Origin of the sequence: Pseudomonas sp. VS40 (genome assembly GCF_018587885.1) — a bacterium.
GTDB lineage: Bacteria > Pseudomonadota > Gammaproteobacteria > Pseudomonadales > Pseudomonadaceae > Aquipseudomonas > Aquipseudomonas pergaminensis.
Window position 1 is genome coordinate 199,670 of the sequence record NZ_JAGYWD010000009.1, and the last position, 20,706, is coordinate 220,375.

Annotated in this window: 16 protein-coding genes and 4 tRNA genes; 12 read left to right on the top strand and 8 right to left on the bottom strand. The window is 61.0% G+C overall.

Features of this window, described 5'->3' with window-relative positions; genetic code table 11:
• Positions 1-12: 12 nt before the first annotated feature.
• A tRNA-Val gene (locus tag KHP07_RS24685) sits at positions 13-88 on the top strand.
• Positions 89-107: 19 nt separating this feature from the next.
• Positions 108-184: transfer RNA gene (locus KHP07_RS24690), tRNA-Asp, on the top strand.
• Positions 185-327: 143 nt separating this feature from the next.
• On the opposite strand, the gene KHP07_RS24695 is transcribed toward KHP07_RS24690, so the two are convergent.
• The 3 genes from KHP07_RS24695 to KHP07_RS24705 form a co-directional block, all read right to left on the bottom strand.
• Positions 328-2,760 (bottom strand): TonB-dependent siderophore receptor, encoded by a 2,433-nt coding sequence (locus KHP07_RS24695; protein ID WP_214498173.1) that lies wholly within the window; start codon positions 2,758-2,760, stop codon positions 328-330.
• 78 nt (positions 2,761-2,838) lie between these two features.
• Positions 2,839-3,822 (bottom strand): FecR family protein, encoded by a 984-nt coding sequence (locus KHP07_RS24700; protein ID WP_099494219.1) that lies wholly within the window; start codon positions 3,820-3,822, stop codon positions 2,839-2,841.
• 2 nt (positions 3,823-3,824) lie between these two features.
• On the bottom strand, positions 3,825-4,346 hold the full coding sequence (locus KHP07_RS24705) for a sigma-70 family RNA polymerase sigma factor (RefSeq protein ID WP_078047685.1): 522 nt from the start codon (positions 4,344-4,346) through the stop codon (positions 3,825-3,827).
• A gap of 200 nt (positions 4,347-4,546) precedes the next feature.
• Between KHP07_RS24705 and KHP07_RS24710 the strand changes: the two genes are divergently transcribed.
• The 5 genes from KHP07_RS24710 (at position 4,547) to KHP07_RS24730 (ending at position 9,713) form a co-directional block, all read left to right on the top strand.
• Positions 4,547-4,622: transfer RNA gene (locus KHP07_RS24710), tRNA-Val, on the top strand.
• A 19-nt stretch (positions 4,623-4,641) separates the two neighbouring features.
• Positions 4,642-4,718: transfer RNA gene (locus KHP07_RS24715), tRNA-Asp, on the top strand.
• A gap of 304 nt (positions 4,719-5,022) precedes the next feature.
• Complete coding sequence (locus KHP07_RS24720; RefSeq protein WP_214498174.1) at positions 5,023-6,606, top strand: BCCT family transporter; 1,584 nt, start codon at positions 5,023-5,025, stop codon at positions 6,604-6,606.
• Positions 6,607-6,693: 87 nt separating this feature from the next.
• On the top strand, positions 6,694-8,703 hold the full coding sequence (locus tag KHP07_RS24725) for a CocE/NonD family hydrolase (protein ID WP_214498175.1): 2,010 nt from the start codon (positions 6,694-6,696) through the stop codon (positions 8,701-8,703).
• An 83-nt stretch (positions 8,704-8,786) separates the two neighbouring features.
• Positions 8,787-9,713, top strand: coding sequence for a LysR substrate-binding domain-containing protein (locus KHP07_RS24730; RefSeq protein ID WP_078047688.1), 927 nt, complete (start codon positions 8,787-8,789; stop codon positions 9,711-9,713).
• Positions 9,714-9,725: 12 nt separating this feature from the next.
• Here the strand turns inward: KHP07_RS24730 and KHP07_RS29730 are convergent, their stop codons facing one another.
• From KHP07_RS29730 to KHP07_RS24740, 3 genes are all read right to left on the bottom strand, one after another.
• Complete coding sequence (locus KHP07_RS29730; protein WP_256572963.1) at positions 9,726-9,848, bottom strand: hypothetical protein; 123 nt, start codon at positions 9,846-9,848, stop codon at positions 9,726-9,728.
• Positions 9,849-9,958: 110 nt separating this feature from the next.
• Positions 9,959-11,125 (bottom strand): catalase family protein, encoded by a 1,167-nt coding sequence (locus KHP07_RS24735; protein WP_214498176.1) that lies wholly within the window; start codon positions 11,123-11,125, stop codon positions 9,959-9,961.
• Positions 11,122-12,930 carry a di-heme-cytochrome C peroxidase gene (locus tag KHP07_RS24740; protein ID WP_214498177.1) on the bottom strand — a complete coding sequence of 603 codons (1,809 nt, stop codon included), beginning with the start codon at positions 12,928-12,930 and terminating at the stop codon, positions 11,122-11,124. The genes KHP07_RS24735 and KHP07_RS24740 overlap by 4 nt, the downstream gene beginning before the upstream one ends.
• Before the next feature lie 257 nt (positions 12,931-13,187).
• On the opposite strand from KHP07_RS24740, the gene bamJ reads away from it, so the two are divergent.
• The 4 genes from bamJ (at position 13,188) to KHP07_RS24760 (ending at position 15,588) form a co-directional block, all read left to right on the top strand.
• Positions 13,188-13,919: a BamJ family beta-barrel-assembly machinery protein gene (gene bamJ / locus KHP07_RS24745; protein ID WP_078047691.1), complete on the top strand. Its 732-nt coding sequence runs from the start codon at positions 13,188-13,190 to the stop codon at positions 13,917-13,919.
• A gap of 407 nt (positions 13,920-14,326) precedes the next feature.
• Complete coding sequence (locus KHP07_RS24750) at positions 14,327-14,785, top strand: YkvA family protein (RefSeq protein WP_214498178.1); 459 nt, start codon at positions 14,327-14,329, stop codon at positions 14,783-14,785.
• A 93-nt stretch (positions 14,786-14,878) separates the two neighbouring features.
• A complete protein-coding gene (locus KHP07_RS24755) occupies positions 14,879-15,220 on the top strand; it encodes a helix-turn-helix domain-containing protein (protein ID WP_078047693.1) in 342 nt (113 codons plus the stop codon).
• Positions 15,217-15,588, top strand: a complete 372-nt coding sequence (locus tag KHP07_RS24760) for a hypothetical protein (protein ID WP_005786715.1) — start codon at positions 15,217-15,219, stop codon at positions 15,586-15,588. The genes KHP07_RS24755 and KHP07_RS24760 overlap by 4 nt, the downstream gene beginning before the upstream one ends.
• On the opposite strand, the gene KHP07_RS24765 is transcribed toward KHP07_RS24760, so the two are convergent.
• Both KHP07_RS24765 and KHP07_RS24770 read right to left on the bottom strand, forming a co-directional pair.
• Entirely contained in the window at positions 15,585-17,354 is a 1,770-nt protein-coding gene (locus KHP07_RS24765) for a bifunctional diguanylate cyclase/phosphodiesterase (RefSeq protein ID WP_078050889.1), read from the bottom strand. The two genes, KHP07_RS24760 and KHP07_RS24765, sit on opposite strands and share 4 nt — an antisense overlap.
• A 118-nt stretch (positions 17,355-17,472) precedes the next feature.
• The gene (locus KHP07_RS24770; RefSeq protein WP_214498179.1) at positions 17,473-19,554 is read right to left on the bottom strand and encodes a carboxy terminal-processing peptidase; all 2,082 of its coding nucleotides are present in this window, start codon (positions 19,552-19,554) and stop codon (positions 17,473-17,475) included.
• A gap of 138 nt (positions 19,555-19,692) precedes the next feature.
• On the opposite strand from KHP07_RS24770, the gene KHP07_RS24775 reads away from it, so the two are divergent.
• Positions 19,693-20,655, top strand: coding sequence for a zinc-binding dehydrogenase (locus KHP07_RS24775; protein WP_078047694.1), 963 nt, complete (start codon positions 19,693-19,695; stop codon positions 20,653-20,655).
• Positions 20,656-20,706: the final 51 nt, after the last annotated feature.

Below are 20,706 nucleotides of genomic sequence, written 5' to 3' on the forward strand. Positions count from 1 at the left end.
CACCGAAACGAAGGGTGATTAGCTCAGCTGGGAGAGCATCTGCCTTACAAGCAGAGGGTCGGCGGTTCGATCCCGTCATCACCCACCATTCGCTTCATGTGTTACGCGCAGCGGTAGTTCAGTCGGTTAGAATACCGGCCTGTCACGCCGGGGGTCGCGGGTTCGAGTCCCGTCCGCTGCGCCATATTCGGTTACCTGGAACGCTGAACGCCAGGTCACCACAGGAAGCCCGCTCATTGAGCGGGCTTTTTGCTGTCTGGGCTTTGCAAAAGCCGATAAAAACGCCGCCGATCATTTTCAATGATCGGCGGCGTTTTTTATTGGGGGCTAGAAATCCCAGCGGGTGGTCACCATGAAGTTGCGCGGCTCGCCGTAAGCGGCGGAGTTATAGAAGCCGATGTTGGTGTAGTAGTGCTTGTCGAACAGGTTGTTGACGTTCAGCGTGGCCGACAGGTTTTTGCTGACCTGATATTTGGTCATCAGGTCCACCAGCCAATAGGCATCCTGGGAGAACTCTTCGTATTGGCTGTGCGGGTTGTTGTAGATGTCCTGCCAGCCCACGCTTTGCCAGCGCACGCCACCGCCGACGGTCAGCTTGTCCAGGTTGCCCTTGAGCTTGTAGGTGGTGAACAGCTTGACCTGATCTTCAGGTTCGAAGGTGGAGATCTTCTCGTCCTTGTCGTCGCGCACCACCTTGTGGGTGTAGCCGGCCTGGAGTTGCCAGCCAGGGGCAATCTCGCCGGACATTTCCAGCTCATAACCTTTGGTGACGGCCTTGCTGCTCTTGTAGGCGTAGTTGTTCGGGATGGGCGTCTGGTTGTTGTACTCGTCATCCGACAGTGCGCGATTGGATTCGTGGATTTCAAAGTAAGCCGCGCTGGCGTTCAAGCGACCGTCGAAAAAGTCGGCTTTCATGCCCAGTTCCCAGTTCTGGCCTTCGTCCGGCTCAAGCAGCTTGTTGTCTCGATCGCGGTTGTAATTCTCCTGCGGCATGAAGATATCGGTGTAGCTGGCGTAGACCGAATAGGTGTCGTTGAGGTCGTACACTGCACCGATGTAAGGGACGAAACGCCCGGACTCACGGTAGTTGGGGTTGTAGCCCGTGACCTGATAGTTGACCACACGCCCGCCCAGCAGCAGCTTGAGGTCGTCGGCGAGGTTCAGGCGGGTAGTCACATAAGCGCCTGTCTGGCGCACGGTGTCGTCGGTCAGTGATTGCGCGCGGCCCCAGTCCGGTATCGTGGCGTGGCCGTGCCAGTTATTGAAGTCGACGATATTGGGGGAGAGGTTCCAGTAGCCCTTGCCTTTCCATTCCGAGGCGCTGATAGAACCGCCCAGCACCAGTTCATGTTCGCGACCGCCCAGGCTGAAGGGACCGCTCACGTACAGGTCGGCGGAATCGCTGACGGTTTCCCCGGTGTACTTGCCCGAGGTGAGTTGCGCGGTGCCGTCGGGCTGCGGCTGGTCACCCTGGATCGAGCCCATCAGGGCGTGGTAGCCGTTGATCTTGTGATCCAGTTGCAGCTTGGTCACCCAGCCATTGCCCAGGTCGTGTTCGAGCATGGCAAATACGGTGCGTGTGTATTGCTCCCAACTGCTCCAGTCGGCAGCGTTGTTGAACGAGCGCTTGACGCTATTGCTGTCGCCTCTGGAGTTGATCAACGGGAAACTGCCCGACCACGAAGAGCCCTTTGGCAGCGTGTCTTGATAGTCACCGCCGACCGTGAGCAGGGTATCGGGTGACAGGTCGAACTCCATGATGCCGTAGTACGTCGGGCTCTGGCGCGAGTAGTGGTCCATGAACGAATGTTTGTCCTGGTAGGCCGCTACGGCCCTGCCACGCACGTTGCCGCTTTCGGTCATGGGGCCGCTGACATCCAGCTCGCTACGGTAATTGTCCCAGGAACCGGCCCCGAGGGTCGCATGCCCCTTGAAGTCGGCGGTGGGCTTCTTGCGCACCAGGTTGATCGTCGCGCCCAGCGAACCCGCGCCAGTGAGCAGGCCGGTGGCGCCCTTGAGCACTTCGACACGGTCATAGATCGCCATGTCGCTCAGGGTGTTGCCCGCCGAGTAAGCGACGTTGCGCGCCGTGGACGGAATGCCGTCGTATTGGAAGTTATTGATCGAGAAGCCCCGGGCGTAGTAGTTGGTACGCTCGGTGTCGAAGGCTGAAACGGTGATGCCGGGTGTGTGGCGCATCACGTCATCGACGTTGTTCAGGCCGAAATCATCCATGTGCTGGCGGGTGACCACCGATACCGACTGTGGGGTTTCCTTGGGTGTCAGCACCATCCGCGTGGCGGTGGCGATCGTGCCGGGCGTGTAGGAACCGGTGTCTTCGGTGACGTTGCCGAGTTGGTTGCCGCTGACCTGGGTCGGGCTCAGTTCCAGGCTGCCGTCGCCGGCGGTGGGGGCGGGTTGCAGGGCATAGACCTGATCACCTTTTACCGCGCGGTAGCCGCTGCCTTGCAACAACCTGTCGAAACCGTCCTGGATCGCGTAATTGCCTTTCAGGCCTGGGCCTTTGAGGCCTTCCAGTTCGTGGGACTGGAACACGATCGCCACACCGGCCTGCTGGGCGAAGCGGTTGAGCGAACTGCCCAGCGGCCCGGCGGGGATGTCGTAGGTCTGGGCTGCAACGCTGACGGCATCGGCTTGGGCCATGCTGATGTTCAGCGTAGTGGCGGTGAGCATGGCCAGGGACAGCGGCGCGCTTTTCAGGAGCCGAAAGCGTCCGCGCGGGTAGGAAGGGGTGTGCATGGTGAAGGCAGTCCTTTATGTGTCGAATTACCTTCCTTGACGGGCAGCCTCGAAAAAACCGGAAGCAAATGCGAATAATTATTTATTGGGCGGTGTCTCGGGGCTTACCACGATCAACCAAGGGGTGAAGGCCTGCACCTGGATCGGCAAGGTTTGCGCGAGTAATTGCAAGGCATGGTCGCTGTTATCCAGCGGGATCACGGCAGACACTCGCAGGCCTTGCAGCGCACGGCGATCAAATTGCACGCGGCCGGCGCGATGCCGGGCGATTTCGTCCAGGACCTCGGGCAATGGCTTGTTCTCCACGACCAGTTGATGGCGACGCCAGGCTTCGTTGATGCTGGTCGGGTCGACAGTGCCGGCCAGGCGAACGTCGCTGGAACGCATCAAGGCTTGTGAGCCTGCGTCGACTTCCAGCGTCTGCTCGCCGTTGGCACTGTGTGCGGCCACGCGGGATTCGAGCATGCTCAGCACGGTGACATCACCGTCTCGCTTGACCACAAACCGTGTGCCCAGCGCTCGCAGGGTGCCTTGAGGCGTCTGCACGACAAACGGCCGCGTGGTGTCGTGGGCCACCTGCACCAGGATTTCGCCTTGCAGCAATTCGATACGGCGTTGTTTGCTATCGAAATGCAGATTTGCCGCGCTGATACCGTTGAGGGTCAGCGTTGAGCCATCCGCCAGTTGCAGGGTTTGCCATTGGCTTGGCCCGTTGCGCACATCGGCCATCCATTGCTGCGGATAAGGGCTGACCAACAACGCCGCTGCCGGAATCGCCAGGCTGCAGGCCACTACCAGCGCGCGCACGGCGTTTTTGCGTCGACGGTTTTTGGGCTGGGCAAAGGCTGCGTTCAGCGCCGCCCGTGCCGGGGCTTTTTTGCCACGCAGTGCCTGCATGCGGGCGATAACGGCTTCCATGCGGGCGGCCGCTGCGGCGTGTTGCGGGCTTTGCTGTTTCCAGCACTCGAACGCCAGTCGCTGGGCCTCGTTCAGTTCGCCGTCGTGCAGGCGCAGCAGCCATTCGGCCGCTTGTTGTTCGATCTGTGGGTGGGCGTCCGGCATGCTCAATCAGTGTCCATACTGTGGCCGCAATGCATGAGCGCCTTGATCAGGTATTTGCGCACGGTGCGTTCCGACAACTTGAGCTGTCGGGCGATTTGCTGTTGGGTCATTTCTTCGAGGTAATACAGCACGAATGCCTGGCGCGAATATTCGTGCATGCCTTCCAGGATAAACGCGATCTGTTCGAGGGCTTCGAGGGTGGTGTGGATCTGCTCCGGGGATTGAAACCCTTCCAGCGCGTCCACGGTGAGGGCCAGTTCCTGCAGGTAGGCCTGTTCGATCTGCTTGCGCCGCGCCTGGTCGATGAGCAGGCGCCTGGCGGTGGTGCTCAAATACGCCCGGGGCTCGCGAATGCCGGCGACAGACTCGCGCGCGTTCAGAATGCGTGCAAAGGTATCCTGCGCCAGGTCGGCTGCGTTCTGCCGGCAGCCCAGTTTGCGGCGCAGCCAGGTGAGCAGCCAGCCATGATGCTCGCTGTAGAGCTGGGTAATTTCCCGTTGGAATGGCGGTTCACCCACAGACATAGGCGTGGCTCAGGCGTTATTGAGAATGGTTTTTAATTGTGCGGCCAAGCCACGGGTAAACGCAATAGACTCGCGTTTGAGGGCGCAGAAGCCCGTTTTTGCTGGGGTTTGCTCTGGACGAGAAAATATTTCAAATAAAGTGCATTTAAATCAAGACATTGCGGATTTTTAGTGTATGATGCCGCCCACACCGAAACGAAGGGTGATTAGCTCAGCTGGGAGAGCATCTGCCTTACAAGCAGAGGGTCGGCGGTTCGATCCCGTCATCACCCACCATTCGCTTCATGTGTTACGCGCAGCGGTAGTTCAGTCGGTTAGAATACCGGCCTGTCACGCCGGGGGTCGCGGGTTCGAGTCCCGTCCGCTGCGCCATATTCGGTTACCTGGAACGCTGAACGCCAGGTCACCACAAGAAGCCCGCTCATTGAGCGGGCTTTTTTTCGTCCGCGATTTATCCTCCTGGCGCCTTGCCATTGTGCACTGCCTAGTTGCCCTGAACTGTGCTGGTGCGCCATGACGTGAGGGAATACCCCCATGCACATTGGTTGATTGCGCCCTCGGCCGCTTAAACGTTTATTAATAGCCACGCGAAGACTTCCAGGCGAGTGACTGGCAGCAGGATGCTGCCGTACCCGCTCATTCACATAAAAATAGTCTGCAAGGGGAATGGCTCTACATGAAATATCCACTGCGTCCGTTGGTGTTCTGGCCAACTTTCCTGATTCTGCTGGCGGCGGTGATCGCCAGCTACGTCGACCTGAATGCCTTCCTGGCGGTCAGCAAACAGCTTAACAACCTGATCCTGAAAAACTTCTCTTGGCTGTTCAGCGCCGGCTCGTTTGCGATGGTCGTGCTGACCGCTATCGTCTACTTCTCCGCGCTGGGCAAGGTGCGCATCGGCGGTGAAGACGCCCAGCCCCTGCTGAGCAAATGGCGTTGGTTCATGGTGGCGCTGTGCACCACGCTGGCAGTGGGCGTGCTGTTCTGGACCACCGCCGAACCGCTCTATCACCTGTACGGCCCACCCACCAGCCAGCCAATCGAAGCGGGCAGCTCGGCGGCCAAGAGCTTTGCCATGTCGACGATGTTCCTGCACTGGACCATCACGCCCTACGCCATCTACCTGGTGCCCTCGCTGGTGTTTGCGCTGGTGTTCTATAACCGTCGCAGCAACTTCTCCATCGGCGCCATGCTTGAGCCGCTGCTGGGGGCCGCGCGGGTCAAGCGCTACGCCGGGCTGATCGACACCCTGGCGATGTTCGCGCTGGTGGCCGGCATGGCCTCGTCCCTGGGCACGGGTGCGCTGACCCTGGCCGGTGGCCTGGCCCAGTACATTGGCGGTGAAACCACACCGTTTCGCTTGGCTATCATCATTGCGATCATCGTCATCACCTTTGTCGCCTCGGCCGCCAGCGGCCTGCAAAAAGGCATTGTGATGCTGTCCTCGTTCAACACCTGGATCATGCTGGCCCTGGGGATGTTCGTGCTGCTGTGCGGGCCGACCTTGTACATGTTCAGCCTCGGCGTCGAGTCCCTTGGCGTGTACCTCGACACCTTCTTCAGCCGCAGCCTGTTCACCGGCGCCGCCAGTGGCGACACCTGGCCGTACAGTTGGACGGTGTTCTACTGGTCGGTGTGGTTTGCCTGGGCGCCGGTGAGTGCGCTGTTCCTCGGCAAGATCGGCCGTGGCTATACCGTGCGTGAATTCATCCATATCAACATGCTCTACCCGGCGTTGTTCACGGCGGTGTGGATCTGCATCTTCTCCGGCACCAGCCTGTACTTCGATGCGCTGGGCGACGGCAGCCTCAACCGGGTGTTGAACGAGCAGGGCGTGGAGCACGTGCTGTACCAGATGTTCCAGCAATTGCCGGCCAGCGGCCTGATGATCGCGTTCCTGCTGTTTGTCGCGTTCATCTCTTTCGTCACCGCGGCCGACTCCAGCACCGACGTGATCGCCAACCTGTGCAGCAAAGGCGTGACCGCCGATTCCGACCTGGACGGCAACCCGCTGCTGAAGATTGTCTGGGGCCTGATCATCGGCTCGGTCTCGTGGGTGATGGTCGCGTTTGTCGGCATCGACGGGGTGAAGATGCTCTCCAACCTCGGCGGCTTGCCGGGCATGATCCTGGTGTTGCTGGCCAGTACCTCGTTGATCTTCTGGCTGAAGAACCCGGCGCTGCTCGATGTGAAAAACGTCCGGCCGGCCACCGAGCCCGAGCTGCGCGGCACCAGCCCCGTGGCGGAATTTGCCCGCTAGACCCAACCACCTTGTGTGCCTCCCCACGCGCTCCCCTGCGGGCGTGGGGGAGCCGTTTGTTCGCAATAAACGCGTTTGGAGTTACCGATGGAAATCGTTACCGAGTTTGCCTATAAGGTCCGTGAAATCGAGCACTGCCTGATCCCCTTGAAGGACGGCACCCAACTGGCTGCCCGTATCTGGCTGCCCGAAGTCGCCGGCTCGCAGGCCTTCCCGGCGATCCTGGAATACCTGCCGTACCGCAAGCGCGATGGCACTGCCGTGCGTGATGCGCTGACCCATCCGTGGATGGCGGGGCAGGGCTATGTGTGTGTGCGTGTGGATATGCGTGGCAATGGCGAATCCCAGGGGTTGATGGCCGATGAATACCTGCTGCAGGAACAGGAAGACGCCCTCGAAGTGATCGACTGGCTGTGCCAGCAACCCTGGTGCGATGGCAATGTCGGCATGATGGGCATCTCCTGGGGCGGCTTCAACGGCCTGCAAGTCGCGGCGCGCCAGCCCGAGGCGCTGAAGGCGATCATCACCCTGTGCTCCACCGATGACCGCTTTGCCGACGACATTCATTACAAGGGCGGCAACCTGCTGATGGAGAACTTCGGCTGGGCCGCCACCATGCTCAACTTCAGCGCTGCCGTGCCCGATCCTGTGCTGGTCGGCGATGGCTGGAAAGATCTCTGGCACCAACGCCTGGACGCCATGCCGTTGCTCGCCGAGACCTGGCTGCAGCACCAGACCCGTGATGACTACTGGCGCCATGGCTCGGTGTGCGAGGACTATTCGAAGATCAAGGCAGCGGTCTATGCCGTGGGCGGGTGGGGCGATGCCTACCGCAATACCGTTTCGCGCCTGATGGAAAACCTGCCGGGGCCGAAGAAGGCCATGATCGGTCCTTGGATTCATAAATACCCGCATTTCGCCGTGCCCAATCCGGCCATCGGCTTTCTGCAAGAAGCCAAACGCTGGTGGGATCACTGGCTCAAGGGCGTCGATAACGGGGTGATGGATGACGCAGCCTGCACTTTTTACCTACAGGATGTTCTGCCGCCGAAGGGCAGTTACGCTGAACGGCCGGGTATCTGGGTGCAGACAGCGGGCTGGCCGGATCCGCAGGTGCAATGGCGCGATTTCAGCCTCGGCGAACACGGCTTGAATGCTGGCATCCAACCTTTGGCCGCACCGCGCAGCATTTGCTCGCCGCTGACCACCGGCCTGCACCAGGGTGAATACTGCGCGATCTGGTTTGGCCCCGATGGCCCGACGGACCAGCGCCGTGATGATGCCCACTCGCTGTGCTTTGACTCCCAACCCTTGACCGAACCTTTGGCGCTGCTCGGTGATGCGCGCCTCAAGCTGCGCGTGGCCAGTGACACATCCTGTGGTCAGTTGGTGGCCCGGTTGAACGCAGTATCCCCGGAGGGCCACGTCACGCAGATCAGCTACGGCGTGCTCAATCTCACGCTGCGCGAGGACCTTTCCCACGTAACACCTGTAGTTCCGAATGAACCGATGGACGTGCAGTTAAACCTCGATCACATCGGCATGCGCCTACCCACCGGCTACCGTTTACGCCTGGCGTTGAGCACCGCGAGTTTTCCGCTGCTGTGGCCGAGTCGCGAGCTGACCACCCTGACCTTGCTGCCGACGCTGCAAAGCCTGCAACTGCCGGTATTCAACGGCAAGGCGGTGGACTGCCCGTTCGAAGCGCCACAGGCGGCGACCCCGGTCGCCATGGAAGTCCTGCGCGCCGCCGCGCCGAAACGCACGTTGATCGAAGATGTCGGCAGTGGTGAAGTCTGCGTCAAAATCGAGGATGACCTGGGCGCGGTGCGTTTTATCGACCACGGCCTGTCGGTGGACCAGCGTTGCACCGAGCAATACCGCACCTTGCCCTGGGACCCGCTGTCGACGCGTGCCGATATTCAGTGGCACTACCGCGTGGGCCGTGACCAGTGGGCCGTGGAAGTGGAAAGCCTGCTGAGCGTGCACGCCGATGCCGAGTGGTTCTACATCGAAGCGGAGCAGACCGCCTGGGAAAACGGCCAGTTGGAACACCGTCGGCAATGGAGTAAACGCGTGGCCAGGGTCGCGCTGTGAGCGGGCAACTGGCAGGATGCCTGCCAACGTGATCTCTGCGGGCCTGGGCAAACCCAGGCCCGTGACTGCCAATGGACCTGCTCATGTCGCGCCGAAACGTCGATCTTCCGCCCCTCAACTGCCTGCAGACCTTCGAGGCGGCTGCCCGCCATTTGAGCTTTACCCAGGCGGCCCATGAGCTGAACCTGACCCAGAGTGCGGTCAGCCGCCAGGTCAAGCGCCTCGAAGAAGACCTGGCCCGCCCGCTGTTTTACCGGCTGGCCCAGGGCCTGAGCCTGACACCCGCCGGGGTCCGATATTTCCGCACCATCCAGCGTCTGTTGCGTGAGCTCGACCGTGAGTCTGCCGAGTTGCGCCGGCGTGGCGCCGACCGCCAACTGACCCTGGCCAGCACGCCCACCATCAGTTCGATCTGGCTCGCCGGCCTGTTACCGCAGTTCCAGCGCGAGCACCCGGACCTGGACATCCGCATCCTGTGCAGCGAAAGCCCCAGCCACCTGGACGTCAGCGAATATGACCTGGGCCTGTTCTATCACCTGGATGAACTGGCCGCGCCCCTTGGCCTGGAGTTGTCGCCGGTGTTCGACAGCGAGCAGGTCATCACCGTGTGCAGCCCCGGCTACATTGAACGCCACGGCCCGATTCGCGATCTGCACCACTTGTTGCACGCTCACACCTTGTTGATCGTCGAGGACCACTACCATGACTGGCTGACCTGGACCGACTGGTTCGCCGACGCCGGCGCCGACTACTACACCCCGCGCCATGCATTGCGTACCAACAGCTATCAACTGCTGATGCAGTCGGCGGTGATGGGCCACGGCGTCGCACTGGGCTGGAAGAGTCTGCTGGAAGACGATCTGGCGTCCGGGCGCCTGCAAATGGCCTTGCCTCACACCATGCACAGCCGGGGCCGCCTGCATCTGATGCAACCCCACCACCGCAACCCGCCGTCGGCTGCGCGCAGTTTTCGTCAATGGTTACTGGCCAAGGCTGCCGAGGTCGAGTGATCTGGCTGAAGGTCAACGTTGGCCGGTTTTTTTCTTGCGGGTCTGACGCGTCGCCAAGTGCTCGAAACAAAAAGACGCGGTGCCGAACACTGCAATCAGGGTGAGTACGAGCATGCCGAGGGTTGAGCTTTCCACGGTGGTTTCCTACAGGTGATGAAGTAGGTCTTCACGGTAGAGGCGGGGAGAAAGCGGCTCAATAGACCCGACGCAATCCTTATGCGGGCGGGCCTATTGTTACGCACTTTTTACGGGGCGTTGCGGCTGTGGCGGTAATCGCTGACCGCTTCATACACCGCCTTGCGCAAGCGGTTGATGCCGCCGATGGGGCGATGCTCTGCTACGCCGAACCAGGGGTTGAACGACTGGTTGTCGCACGCCAGGTTCTGCTCGGGGGTATCGAAGTCCTGCGCCGGGATCCGCACCTTGGCCACCGTCTCATACGGCGCGTCGCTTTCCTTCCACTCGATGCTGGTGTCTTCGATGGGCATGAATTTCTGCGGGTTCTGCCGCTGGATCTGCAGCACGAAACACGCCGGCACGCGATCGGTAGACAACTGCTGGCTCAAGGCACTGCGCAGGAAATTCGGCAGGTCCTGATTCTGCTTTGGCAACACATACTCCGGGCAGCTTTGCGGATCAGGCGCGACACGGAACTTGGCGTTGGCCGCGCCAAACTTGTAGGGCGAGACCGAAAAGTACGTGGTCTGCGTCGGGCTGGCCGGGGCCGGCGCCAAGGTGGCCAGGGCGATGAACAAGTGGCGCACTTGCCAGCTGCGCGGGTCGACTTTGGGGAAGAACGCCAGTACTTTTTTGCCATCCGCCTGGGCGCCGATGTTCTGTGCGTATTCCGCCACATCACTGACAAAGAAGTTCGGGTGGCTGAACATCACGAAGTCCTGTTCCGTGCGTGTCTGCTGGTCGGCCAGCAGTTGCTTGCCCGGCACGTCCAGCAGCTTGAGGGCCATGCCCCGTGCATCACGAATGCTGTCGAACTGCGGATAGGCGTTGCCGTTGGACAGCCGTATCAGCGCCTGCCAGGTCTTGCCCGGCTCGGCGAACACACCCTGGCGCAATGCCGGGTCCAGATCGGCCAGCACGTTGACTTCGGCCTTCACGCAGCCATGGGCCTTGGCGTGGGCATCGCGCAGGTAGCGTGTGCCTTCGCGGTGTTGGTCAACGATGCGCACCGCCGTCTGGATGATGCCCTGGGTCATGGCGGCCTCGCCGGGCGGAATCTGCTCGTTCGGCGACACCGGGCCGCTGTGCTGCCAGGCGTACCAGGCGCTAGCGGCTAGCCAGCCAAGCAGGCCGAGGCCCACCAGCCACAGCAAGGCCTTGCCCAGGAACGCGCCGATGCGCAGCCAGAGGCGGGCAAGCAGGGAGGGTTGGTCGTATCGGGATCGAATCATCATGGCAGTTGTTGCTCCAGCGGGCCGCCCAGCACTTTGAGGTATTCCAGTAGCGCCCAGCGTTCCTGCGGCAGCAGGCCACGGCCGATGACGCCGTTGCCACGAGCGCCAGCACGGAATTCGTGGCCGCTGTTGTGGTTGCCGGTGATCCGGGTGTCGAACAGGAAGGCATTCTTGAACGCCTCGGTCTCGAAGCCGAGATGACGCGGGTCGTAGTTGAACGTGCCTTTATAGAAGGTGGTGCTGCGCTCGTCCTGGGGCGAGAGCAACTGGTAGATCGTCGGCACCGAGCCGTTATGCAGGAACGGCGGGGTGGCCCACACGCCAGCCAGCGGCCGTGCCTTGTAGGCGCGCAACTCGCGTACGCCGATGGGCAGGCCGTAACCGTCCAGGCGCGGGCGCTCGGCCGGGGTCACGCCGGCGGCGCGGTAGGCGTGCGCTTCGACGAAGGCTGTGACGTAGGCGAGGCCCTTGGCCACGGACATCTTTTTCAGGTCCAGCGGCTCGGTCGGGGTGGGGTGCAACTCGACGTTGAGCCTGGCCAGTTCCGCCGGGTCCCATTGCAGGGCGCTGAGGTCGTAGCGTTGGTCGGCAATGTTGCTGGCGGTGCCGGGGTCGGTGCCGATGTAGTCCACGGGCAGCATTTTGAGGGCCTGCACCGGGCGGCCATTTTCCTGGGTGATGCTGGGCACGTGGCAGCCGGCGCAGTTTTCGGCAAACAGCGCGCGGCCTTGGGCGGCGAGGGGCTTGTCGATGGCGCCGAACAGGTCCTCGGGCCAGGTCGGTGGCTTGAGGCGTTGCAGGGTTTCTTCGATCAGGTTGAGGTCGCGCACCCGAACACTGGACGGGTAACGCGCATCGCCCTGGAGCGGCTGGCCGGCGGCGTCGAAAAAGGTCAGCGTCGCGCCCACACCCAAGGCTTCACCAATGTTGCGTGCCATGGGCTGCTGGGCCGAGCCGTTCCATTGCACCCAGTCGAAGGTCCAGATATCCCACAAGTGCGGGTAGTCCACGGGGGCATTGGCGACGCGATAATTGTCCGGGGAAATGGCATCGCCAAAACTGGCATTGGCGATACGGCCAAAGGCGTCGGTGCGGCCAGGGCCTTCTTCGGTGGGGTAGAGGCCACGGTGGGTATCGTTCCAGGCCACCTTGAGGAACTGGTTCAGCGACTGCTTGAAGTCCTGGCGCAGTTGTGTGTGCTCTGCGTCATAGCGATCCCCCAGCACGTGGCGCGCGAAGCGCTCGAACTTCCACGGGTTGTAATAGGTGGCGGCAAGGCTGGCGACCAGGGCCTGGCCAAAACTGCCGCCGCGCAGGGTCGGGACGCTGGAGGGCAGCACGTGTTGGGCCGAGCCGCCGTCGATGCGCAGGGCCTGGCCTTTGAAACGTAGTTCGCCGGTATGGCAGGCGGCGCAGGTGATGTCCAGGTAGTCGACGTTACTGCCGGGGTTTTTATGCCGGGCGAAACCCACGGGCAGGTTGCCAGGGTTTTGCGTGGTGGGCACTTGTTTGGGGTCGACCAGGAAACCGAAGCGCGCCAGGTACTCCGGCGCGGCGAAGCGTCGCTCGGAAAACGGCAGTTCCAGGGCGGTGAACCAATCGTAGTGCAGGCCTTTCACTTGGGTGCCCTGGGGCGTGAAGTAATAGGTCTGGCGGTCGGCGGCACTCCATTGGTCCTGGTAGTGCACCTGCTCCACGGGCGTGTAATCCGGCAGCTTGGGGTTGACGGTGTAGTAGAGCACCACAGCCAGGACGATGCCCAGCACAGTGAGTATCAGGAGTAAAACACGGGAAAAAATGCGCAAGATGGCTATCCTTGTCTCGGCCTTGTCGAGGTGTAGCGCTGTTATGCCACCACGCCACGGGTGCGGCAAGTGGCCATGAGCCTGGGAACAGGCGGTCCGCGATCCGTCGCGGGCCTACATCATGAATGAAAATGCTTTTAAACACGTGAACTTATCAGAAGTTTCCTGCTCAGATGCCGGTAGCCATTGGTCGTGGCCGCCTGATAAGCTCGCGACTTTATTCGAATGCCCTTTTGGCGCATGAACAAGGAAATAGCATGAAACAGCATCGGTTGGCGGCGGCGGTGGCCCTGGTTAGCCTGGTACTTGCGGGTTGTGATTCGCAGACCAGCGTAGAGCTGAAAACCCCGGCGCAGAAAGCTTCCTACGGCATCGGCCTGAACATGGGCAAGAGCCTTGCCCAAGAAGGCATGGATGACCTGGACTCCAAAGCAGTAGCCCAAGGCATCGAAGATGCTGTCGGCAAGAAAGAGCAGAAGCTCAAAGACGACGAACTGGTTGAAGCGTTCGCCGCACTGCAAAAGCGTGCTGAAGAACGCATGACCAAAATGAGCGAAGAGTCGGCAGCCGCCGGCAAGAAATTCCTCGAAGACAACGCCAAGAAAGACGGCGTCGTCACCACCGCTTCCGGTCTGCAGTACAAGATCGTCAAGAAAGCCGACGGCCCTCAGCCTAAGCCGACTGACGTGGTGACTGTGCACTACACCGGCAAACTCACCAACGGCACTACCTTTGACAGCTCCGTGGATCGCGGTAGCCCGATTGACCTGCCGGTCAGCGGCGTGATCCCGGGTTGGGTCGAAGGCCTGCAACTGATGCACGTGGGCGAGAAGGTCGAGTTGTACATTCCTTCCGACCTGGCCTACGGCGCACAGAGCCCGAGCCCGGCGATTCCAGCCAACTCCGTGCTGGTTTTCGACCTGGAGCTGCTGGCCATCAAGGACCCAGCCAAGGCTGAAGCGCCTGCTGCACCTGCCGCCAAGAAGTAATCGGCGCCTGAACACACAACGCCCCGTCTCGACGGGGCGTTGTTGTTTCTGGGAGGTGCACATTTCTAAATGTGGGAGCTGGCTCACCTGCGATAGCGGTGGATCAGCCCGCCCTCTATGACAAAACGCCGCAGTCGCAGGTAAGCCAGCTCCCACATTGAAGCCAGTGCAGATCCAAACGAACGTCTGTGGCAGGTAACAGTCTGATATAAGACTCGAGTACGGGTAGCCGCACATCAATGCCAAGTCAATGAAATCTTGGGTTTTTTTTATGTGCGCAAAAAACGCCCGATCTGACTGCAAGCCTTGTACTACGTGGCTTTCAGGCCAGAAAATAGGCTCTGTTCACAAGGTTATCCACAATTTGTGTGGATAACCTTTTATGTCGCCTGGAACTGGAGTGACCCATGAAACCACCCTTCAATTTCACCCGTTTCCTGCCCATGGCCGCACGCCTCCTGGGTCGCGGGCGCTTGCCGACGCTGTTGTTCGCGGTCGCCGCCAAAGGCTCGAGCCAGGGCAACCGGCTGGGCAAGCTCAAGGATGATCTCAAGTTGCTCCAAGCCCTGTGCCTGGCCTACTGGCGCGGCGAATACCGGTCGATCAGCCCCAAGGCGCTGATCTCGGTGGTGGCGGGGCTGATGTATTTCCTGAGCCCGATCGATGCGATCCCGGACTTTATCCCGATGTTCGGCATGCTCGATGACATTGCCGTGCTGGCATGGGTCATGAAGACCCTGGAAGGCGAACTGAGGGCCTTTCGCACCTGGCGTGACGCCCAACGCCCGGAGAAGCTCGCCGTGGTTGAGCGCCTGCCTGCGACGCCAGCGCTGCTGGCCAAGGAAAACCCGCAAAAAAACCCATGACGTGGCTATCCCCCTGCGACCTTTGTGGCTGTTAGGATTACACTCCTAAGGAAAGAGCTTACTAAGTAAGTGCAGTTATCCTACGGGGCAGTCATGGATATTCAGATAATTTCACGCAATGGCGAACCCGAATACGCGGTGTTGCCATGGGACCAGTACCAGGCGCTGCTAAAAGCTGCCGGTCAGCTACAACCAACGCTACTTCCGTCTGCATCGACTGCCCAAGCCGTCCCCGACCAGGACCTGCGCCCGCTCGCAGACCTGCGCGGCTTGCGCGAAGCCAAGGGCCTGGCGATCGAGACCCTGGCGCGTACCGTGGGTATCAGCCCGTCATACCTTGGATTGATTGAAAGTGGTGAGCGCCAGCCGGATGCCGCGATCCGCCGCAGCCTGGCCTGGGAATTGGGCGTTGCAGGTTGGAGGGATGAATCTTGAGCCTACGTATCAGCCGTCAACACTGGGATGGGTTACTCAACGAACTGGACCAGGCGCGCCGCCAGCGCCATCTGCTGACTTACCGTGCGCTGCTGGAGCGCCTGCAATTTCCCACACCGGCCATGCAAACCCTGGCTGCCGCCCTGGAGCACCTGGCGGCGCTGGACGCCAAGGCCGAGCAGCCGTTGCGCAGCTCGCTGGTGATCAGCCAGGGGGCCAGCCGCTTGCCGCGTACCGGGTTTTTTGAATGCGTGGAGCGCCTGGGGCGTTTCAGTGGGCCGTCGGATGGCGTGGCCGCTGCCTCCTGGCATGCATCGGAAGTGGTGCGGGTGTTCGAATACGAGTATCCGGAATCCGCCGAGGCCTAAAGCGCCTGGGCTAGCGCGTCCATGCTGTCGATCACATGTATGCTGTAGCCGGCCATGTCCTTTGCATGGTGTTTGGCTTGCGAGGCCAGTTCCGCCAACTGGCTGGCATCGAGTTGTCCACAGGCCTGTGGATACAAATGCACCACGCCGATGGACAGCGACAGCAGCGCAAACTCCTGGCGCACGCCCTGGCGGTTCAGCGCCACGAAACAGCCAGCATCCAGGTGCTCGGCGCGGTAGAAGCGTCGGCATTGGGTGTGGAAGTCGTCCAGCAGCTGGTTGAGGCGCTTGCGCCAATCCTGCGGGCCGAGCACCAGTAAAAAGTCATCGCCACCGATATGCCCGACAAAGTCGCGGCTGGGATCGACGCGGTCGTTCAGGCACTGCGCCAGGCACAACAACACCTCATCCCCACGTCCATAGCCGTAGATGTCATTGAACGGCTTGAAACTGTCGATATCCACGTAGCAGATCACCGACTCCCGCTGTTGTTGCAGCAGGCGAGTCAGGCATTGCTGGATCGGCACATTGCCCGGCAGCAGGGTCAGCGGGTTGGCGTAGCGCGCCTGTTGAATCTTCAATTCAGTGATCAGCTTGAGCACATCGATCACCCGCCCAAGGCCCAAGTAGTCGCCATTGAGGGTGATGATGAAATCTTCTTCGATACGTTGCCGCGCGCGGCTGGTGAGCAAGCGGCTGACCTGTTGCAGGGACTGGCTCAGCTCCACCGCCAGGAAGTCGGTGCTCATCAAGCGGCTGATGGGCTTGCGCGCAAACAGGTCGGTGGCGAACGGCTTGAGCAGCGCGTCCGACAACAAGTGCCGGTGCACGATACCGATCGGGTGCCCACGCCCATCCAGGACCGCCAGGGAGTTGAGGTTGGCCTGGCGCCGGAACGCTTCGAGCACCTGGGCGGTGGCGGTGTCCTGGTCCATCGCCGGTTGTTCGCTGAGCAGGGCGCTAAGGTCACTGCCTTCATCATTCAGCGCCACGTTGGCGCTGTCGGGCTTAGGCAGCATCAAGCGTGCTTCCTGTGGCGGTTGCTCCTGCGGTCGGCAGAGCAGGTAGCCCTGGACCAGGTCTACGCCCATCTCCGTCAGTACCGCCAATTCCTCGGGCAACTCAATGCCTTCGGCAATCACCTGGGCACGCGAAGCCTTGGCGATCTGCAGGATGGAGCCGACGAACTCGCGCTTGAGCGCGTCCTGATGGATGCCATCGATAAAGTGCCGGTCGATCTTCACGTAATCCGGGCGCAGCTCCGACCACAGTCGCAGGCTGGAATACCCGGCGCCCAGGTCATCGAGTGCGATGGCAAACCCCATGTCACGGTAATGATGCAGGGCGGTTTGCAGCAGGTCGAAGTCATCGGTCGGCGTTTGTTCGGTGAGTTCGATCACGACTTGACTGGGGGGAATGCCGAAGTCGCGCAGCAGTTGCAGTGTGCGTCCCGGTTGGTGCGCGGTTTCCATCAAGGATTCCGGCGAAATGTTCAGGAACAGCTTGCCCGGCAGCTTCTGTTCGCTGAAGCGTCGACAGGCGCTTTCTCGACAGGCCATTTCCAGTTCGCTGAGGCGCCCGGCATGGCCGGCCACCGAGAACAGGGCGACGGGGGAGTGCAGCGGGCTGTTGGAGGGGCCACGGCTGAGGGCTTCGTAGCCGAGAATGCGCCGTTCAGACAGGCAGATGATCGGTTGGAACAGGCTGTGCAAACTGCCTTGAGCCAGGATTGAGCCCAATGCATTCAGCTGTTCGGTCATGGTCATGGCGATCTCGATCGAAAAAAAAGGACCGCAGGCTTGAAACCTGCAGTCCTTCATTTCACGACAGAATGATGTCTATATGATGACACTCCAAGGAGCGTTCACATTAAATCGCCATCATTTACTGCTTGGCCACCTGCTTGGTGATCTTCAGGTAGTCCAGCAGGATCCGGCCTGTCTCGGCCAGGTAGGCATCATCTTCCGGCTTGGTTTTGTCAGCCTCGGCCGGCAGTGCATCTTCGTCTTCTTTCTTCAGTTCCTTGAGTGGATCCTCACCCTTGGCCTTGCGGCGGATGTTTTCCAGTACAAGTTGCTTGTTCTCGATGTCGGAGTGCTGCGCACGGCGGTCCACTTCATTGAGGCTGACGGTTTTTTCTTCCATCAGCTTCTTGGCCAGGGCCAGCTTGTCGCGGATGAACACGAACTCGGCATCCTTGGCGGAGCGGGTATCGTGGTCAGCCTTCAACTGCGCCAGGAATGGCTTGAACGGATCCGACGCCGGCTTGATCGCAGGGCGGATGGTGTCCCACGGCATGGCTTCCGGCAGGGCACTTTCGCCGATTTCCTTGGTGTCGATGATCGACGGGAAATCGATGTCCGGCAGTACGCCCTGATGCTGGGTGCTCTGCCCGGAAACCCGGTAGAACTTGGCCAGCGTCAGTTTCAGCTCGCCGTGGTTCAGCGGCTGGATGGTCTGCACGGTGCCTTTGCCGAAGGTCTGGCCGCCGATGATCAGCGCGCGGTGGTAGTCCTGCATGGCGCCGGCGAAGATCTCCGAGGCCGACGCCGAGAGGCGGTTGACCAGCAATGCCATCGGGCCTTTGTAGAACGCACCCGGGTTCTCGTCTTCGAGCACGTCGACACGGCCGTCTGCGTTGCGTACCAACACGGTCGGGCCCTTGTCGATAAACAGGCTGGTCAGCTCGGTGGCTTCCTGCAGGGAGCCGCCGCCGTTGTTGCGCAAGTCGATGACCACGCCGTCGACTTTTTCCTTCTGCAGCTCAGTGAGGATTTTCTTCACGTCGCGGGTGGTGGACTTGTAGTCCGGATCGCCAGCACGGAAGGCCTTGAAGTCCAGGTAGAAGGCCGGGATTTCAATCACCCCCAGCTTGTAGTCCTTGCCATCCTGCTTGAGGTTGAGGACTTTCTTCTGCACAGCCTGGTCTTCGAGCTTCACCGCTTCACGGGTGATGGACACGATCTTGCTGGTCTGGTCGTTTGGCGCATTGGTGTGCGGAATCACTTCCAGGCGCACCACGCTGCCTTTCGGCCCGCGGATCAGCTTGACCACTTCGTCCAGGCGCCAGCCGACCACGTCGACCATCTCTTTGTCGCCTTGGGCAACACCGATGATCTTGTCGGCCGGGGCGACCTGCTTGGTCTTGTCCGCCGGACCTGCCGGCACCAGGCGCACAATCTTGACCTGGTCGTTGTCGCTTTGCAGGACGGCACCGATGCCTTCCAGCGACAGACTCATGTTGATATCAAAATTTTCCGCGTTATCTGGCGATAGATAATTGGTGTGCGGGTCGTAGGACATCGCGAAGGTGTTGATGTAGGCCTGGAAGATATCTTCGGCACGGGTCTGATCCAGACGCGCGAGTTGATTCTTGTAGCGCTTGGTCAACAGCTCCTGGATGGCCTTCGGCTCTTTGCCGGCGATCTTCAGGCGCAGCACTTCGTCCTTGACGCGTTTGCGCCACAGGTCGTCGAGGGCGGCGGTGCTGGTCAGCCAAGGCGCGTCCTTGCGGTCCACCAGAAGGGTTTCCTTCTGGGTGAAGTCGAGCTTGTCGACGCCTTTGTCCAGCTCACCCAGGGCGAAGTCCAGACGCGCTTTGACGCGGTCCAGGTAACGCTTGTAGATAGTGAAGGCGGGCTGCAGGTCGCCGCTCTTGAGGAAGTCGTCGAACTGCGTCTTCCACTTGTCGAACTCGGCGATATCACTGGCCAGGAAGTAGCTGCGCGACGGATCCAGCAGCTTGAGGTAGCTGTCGTAGATGATCACCGAGCGCGCGTCGTCTAGCGGCGGCTTGCTGTAGTGATGGCGCTTGAGCAACTCGACGACGTTAAGGCTGGCAATCACCTCATCGCGATCCGGCTGAAGGTTGTCCCAGCTGTTGGCTGCGAACGTATTGGTCGACATCGACGCGAAGCCGAGACCAATGAAAAGAGCGAGGGCGGTGCAGGGGAACAAATGCTTCATGCTGATTCGACGCGGGGGCAATTGATAACGCATATTAGGCCGTCTTTGAGGGAGCCGGTTCCATATGGTCCGGTCGCATAATGCAAAAAGCCCGGCGATACAGCTACGGGCTCAGTCCAGACTCACTATGGAGGCACTGTGAAAGCATTGCAAGGCGTTGACGGTCATGTGGAGTGGTTGGAAGAACCCAGTCCTACCTGCGATGTAGGGCAAGTTCGCATTCGCGTGGCGGCAGCGGGCCTCAATCGCGCCGATTTATTACAGCGTGCAGGGCTTTATCCACCACCACCAGGCGCCAGTCACGTACTGGGCCTGGAGTGTTCCGGGGTGATCAGCGAAGTGGGGGCGGGCTCATCCTGGCAAGTCGGCGACCGCGTCTGCGCACTGCTCGCCGGTGGCGGCATGGCCGAAGAAGTGGTGGTGGATGCGCGCCACGTGCTGCCCGCGCCGGAAGGCTTGTCGCTGATTGAAGCGGCGGCGCTGCCTGAGGTGTACAGCACGGCGTGGCTCAATCTGTTCCAACTGGCGGGCCTCAAGCCGGGTGAGAAAGTGCTGTTGCATGCCGGCGCCAGCGGCGTGGGCTCGGCGGCGATCCAGCTGTGCAAGGCGTTTGGCAGCCCGTGCTGGGTCAGCGTCGGCTCGGCGGAACGCCTGGCCTACTGCGAGGAACTCGGCGCCCAGGGCGGTGTGGTACGGACCGACGGGCTCGAAGGACTGCGGGATTTCGGGCCGTTCGATGTGATCCTCGACCCGGTCGGTGGCAACTATGCAGCACTGGACCTCAAGCTGCTGGCCCTCGATGGGCGCTGGGTATTGATCGGATTGATGGGCGGTCGCGACGCGCAACTGGACCTGGCCCAGGTGCTGGGCAAGCGTATCCAGCTACTAGGCTCGACCTTGCGCAGCCGCAGTGATCAGTTCAAGGCGGACCTGTTCAGCGACTTGAGCCAGCATGTATGGCCGCTGTTTGTCGAAGGGCGGCTGAGCCCGCAACTGGCCAAGACCTTCCCGATCAAGGATGCCGAGGCGGCGTTTGCCGAGTTGGCGACCAACCAGATTTCCGGGAAGTTGGTGTTGGTGATCGACGAAAGTTTGAGCTGAATGCGGTCAATGTGGGAGGGGGCTTGCCCCCGATGGCGGTGGGACAGTGAA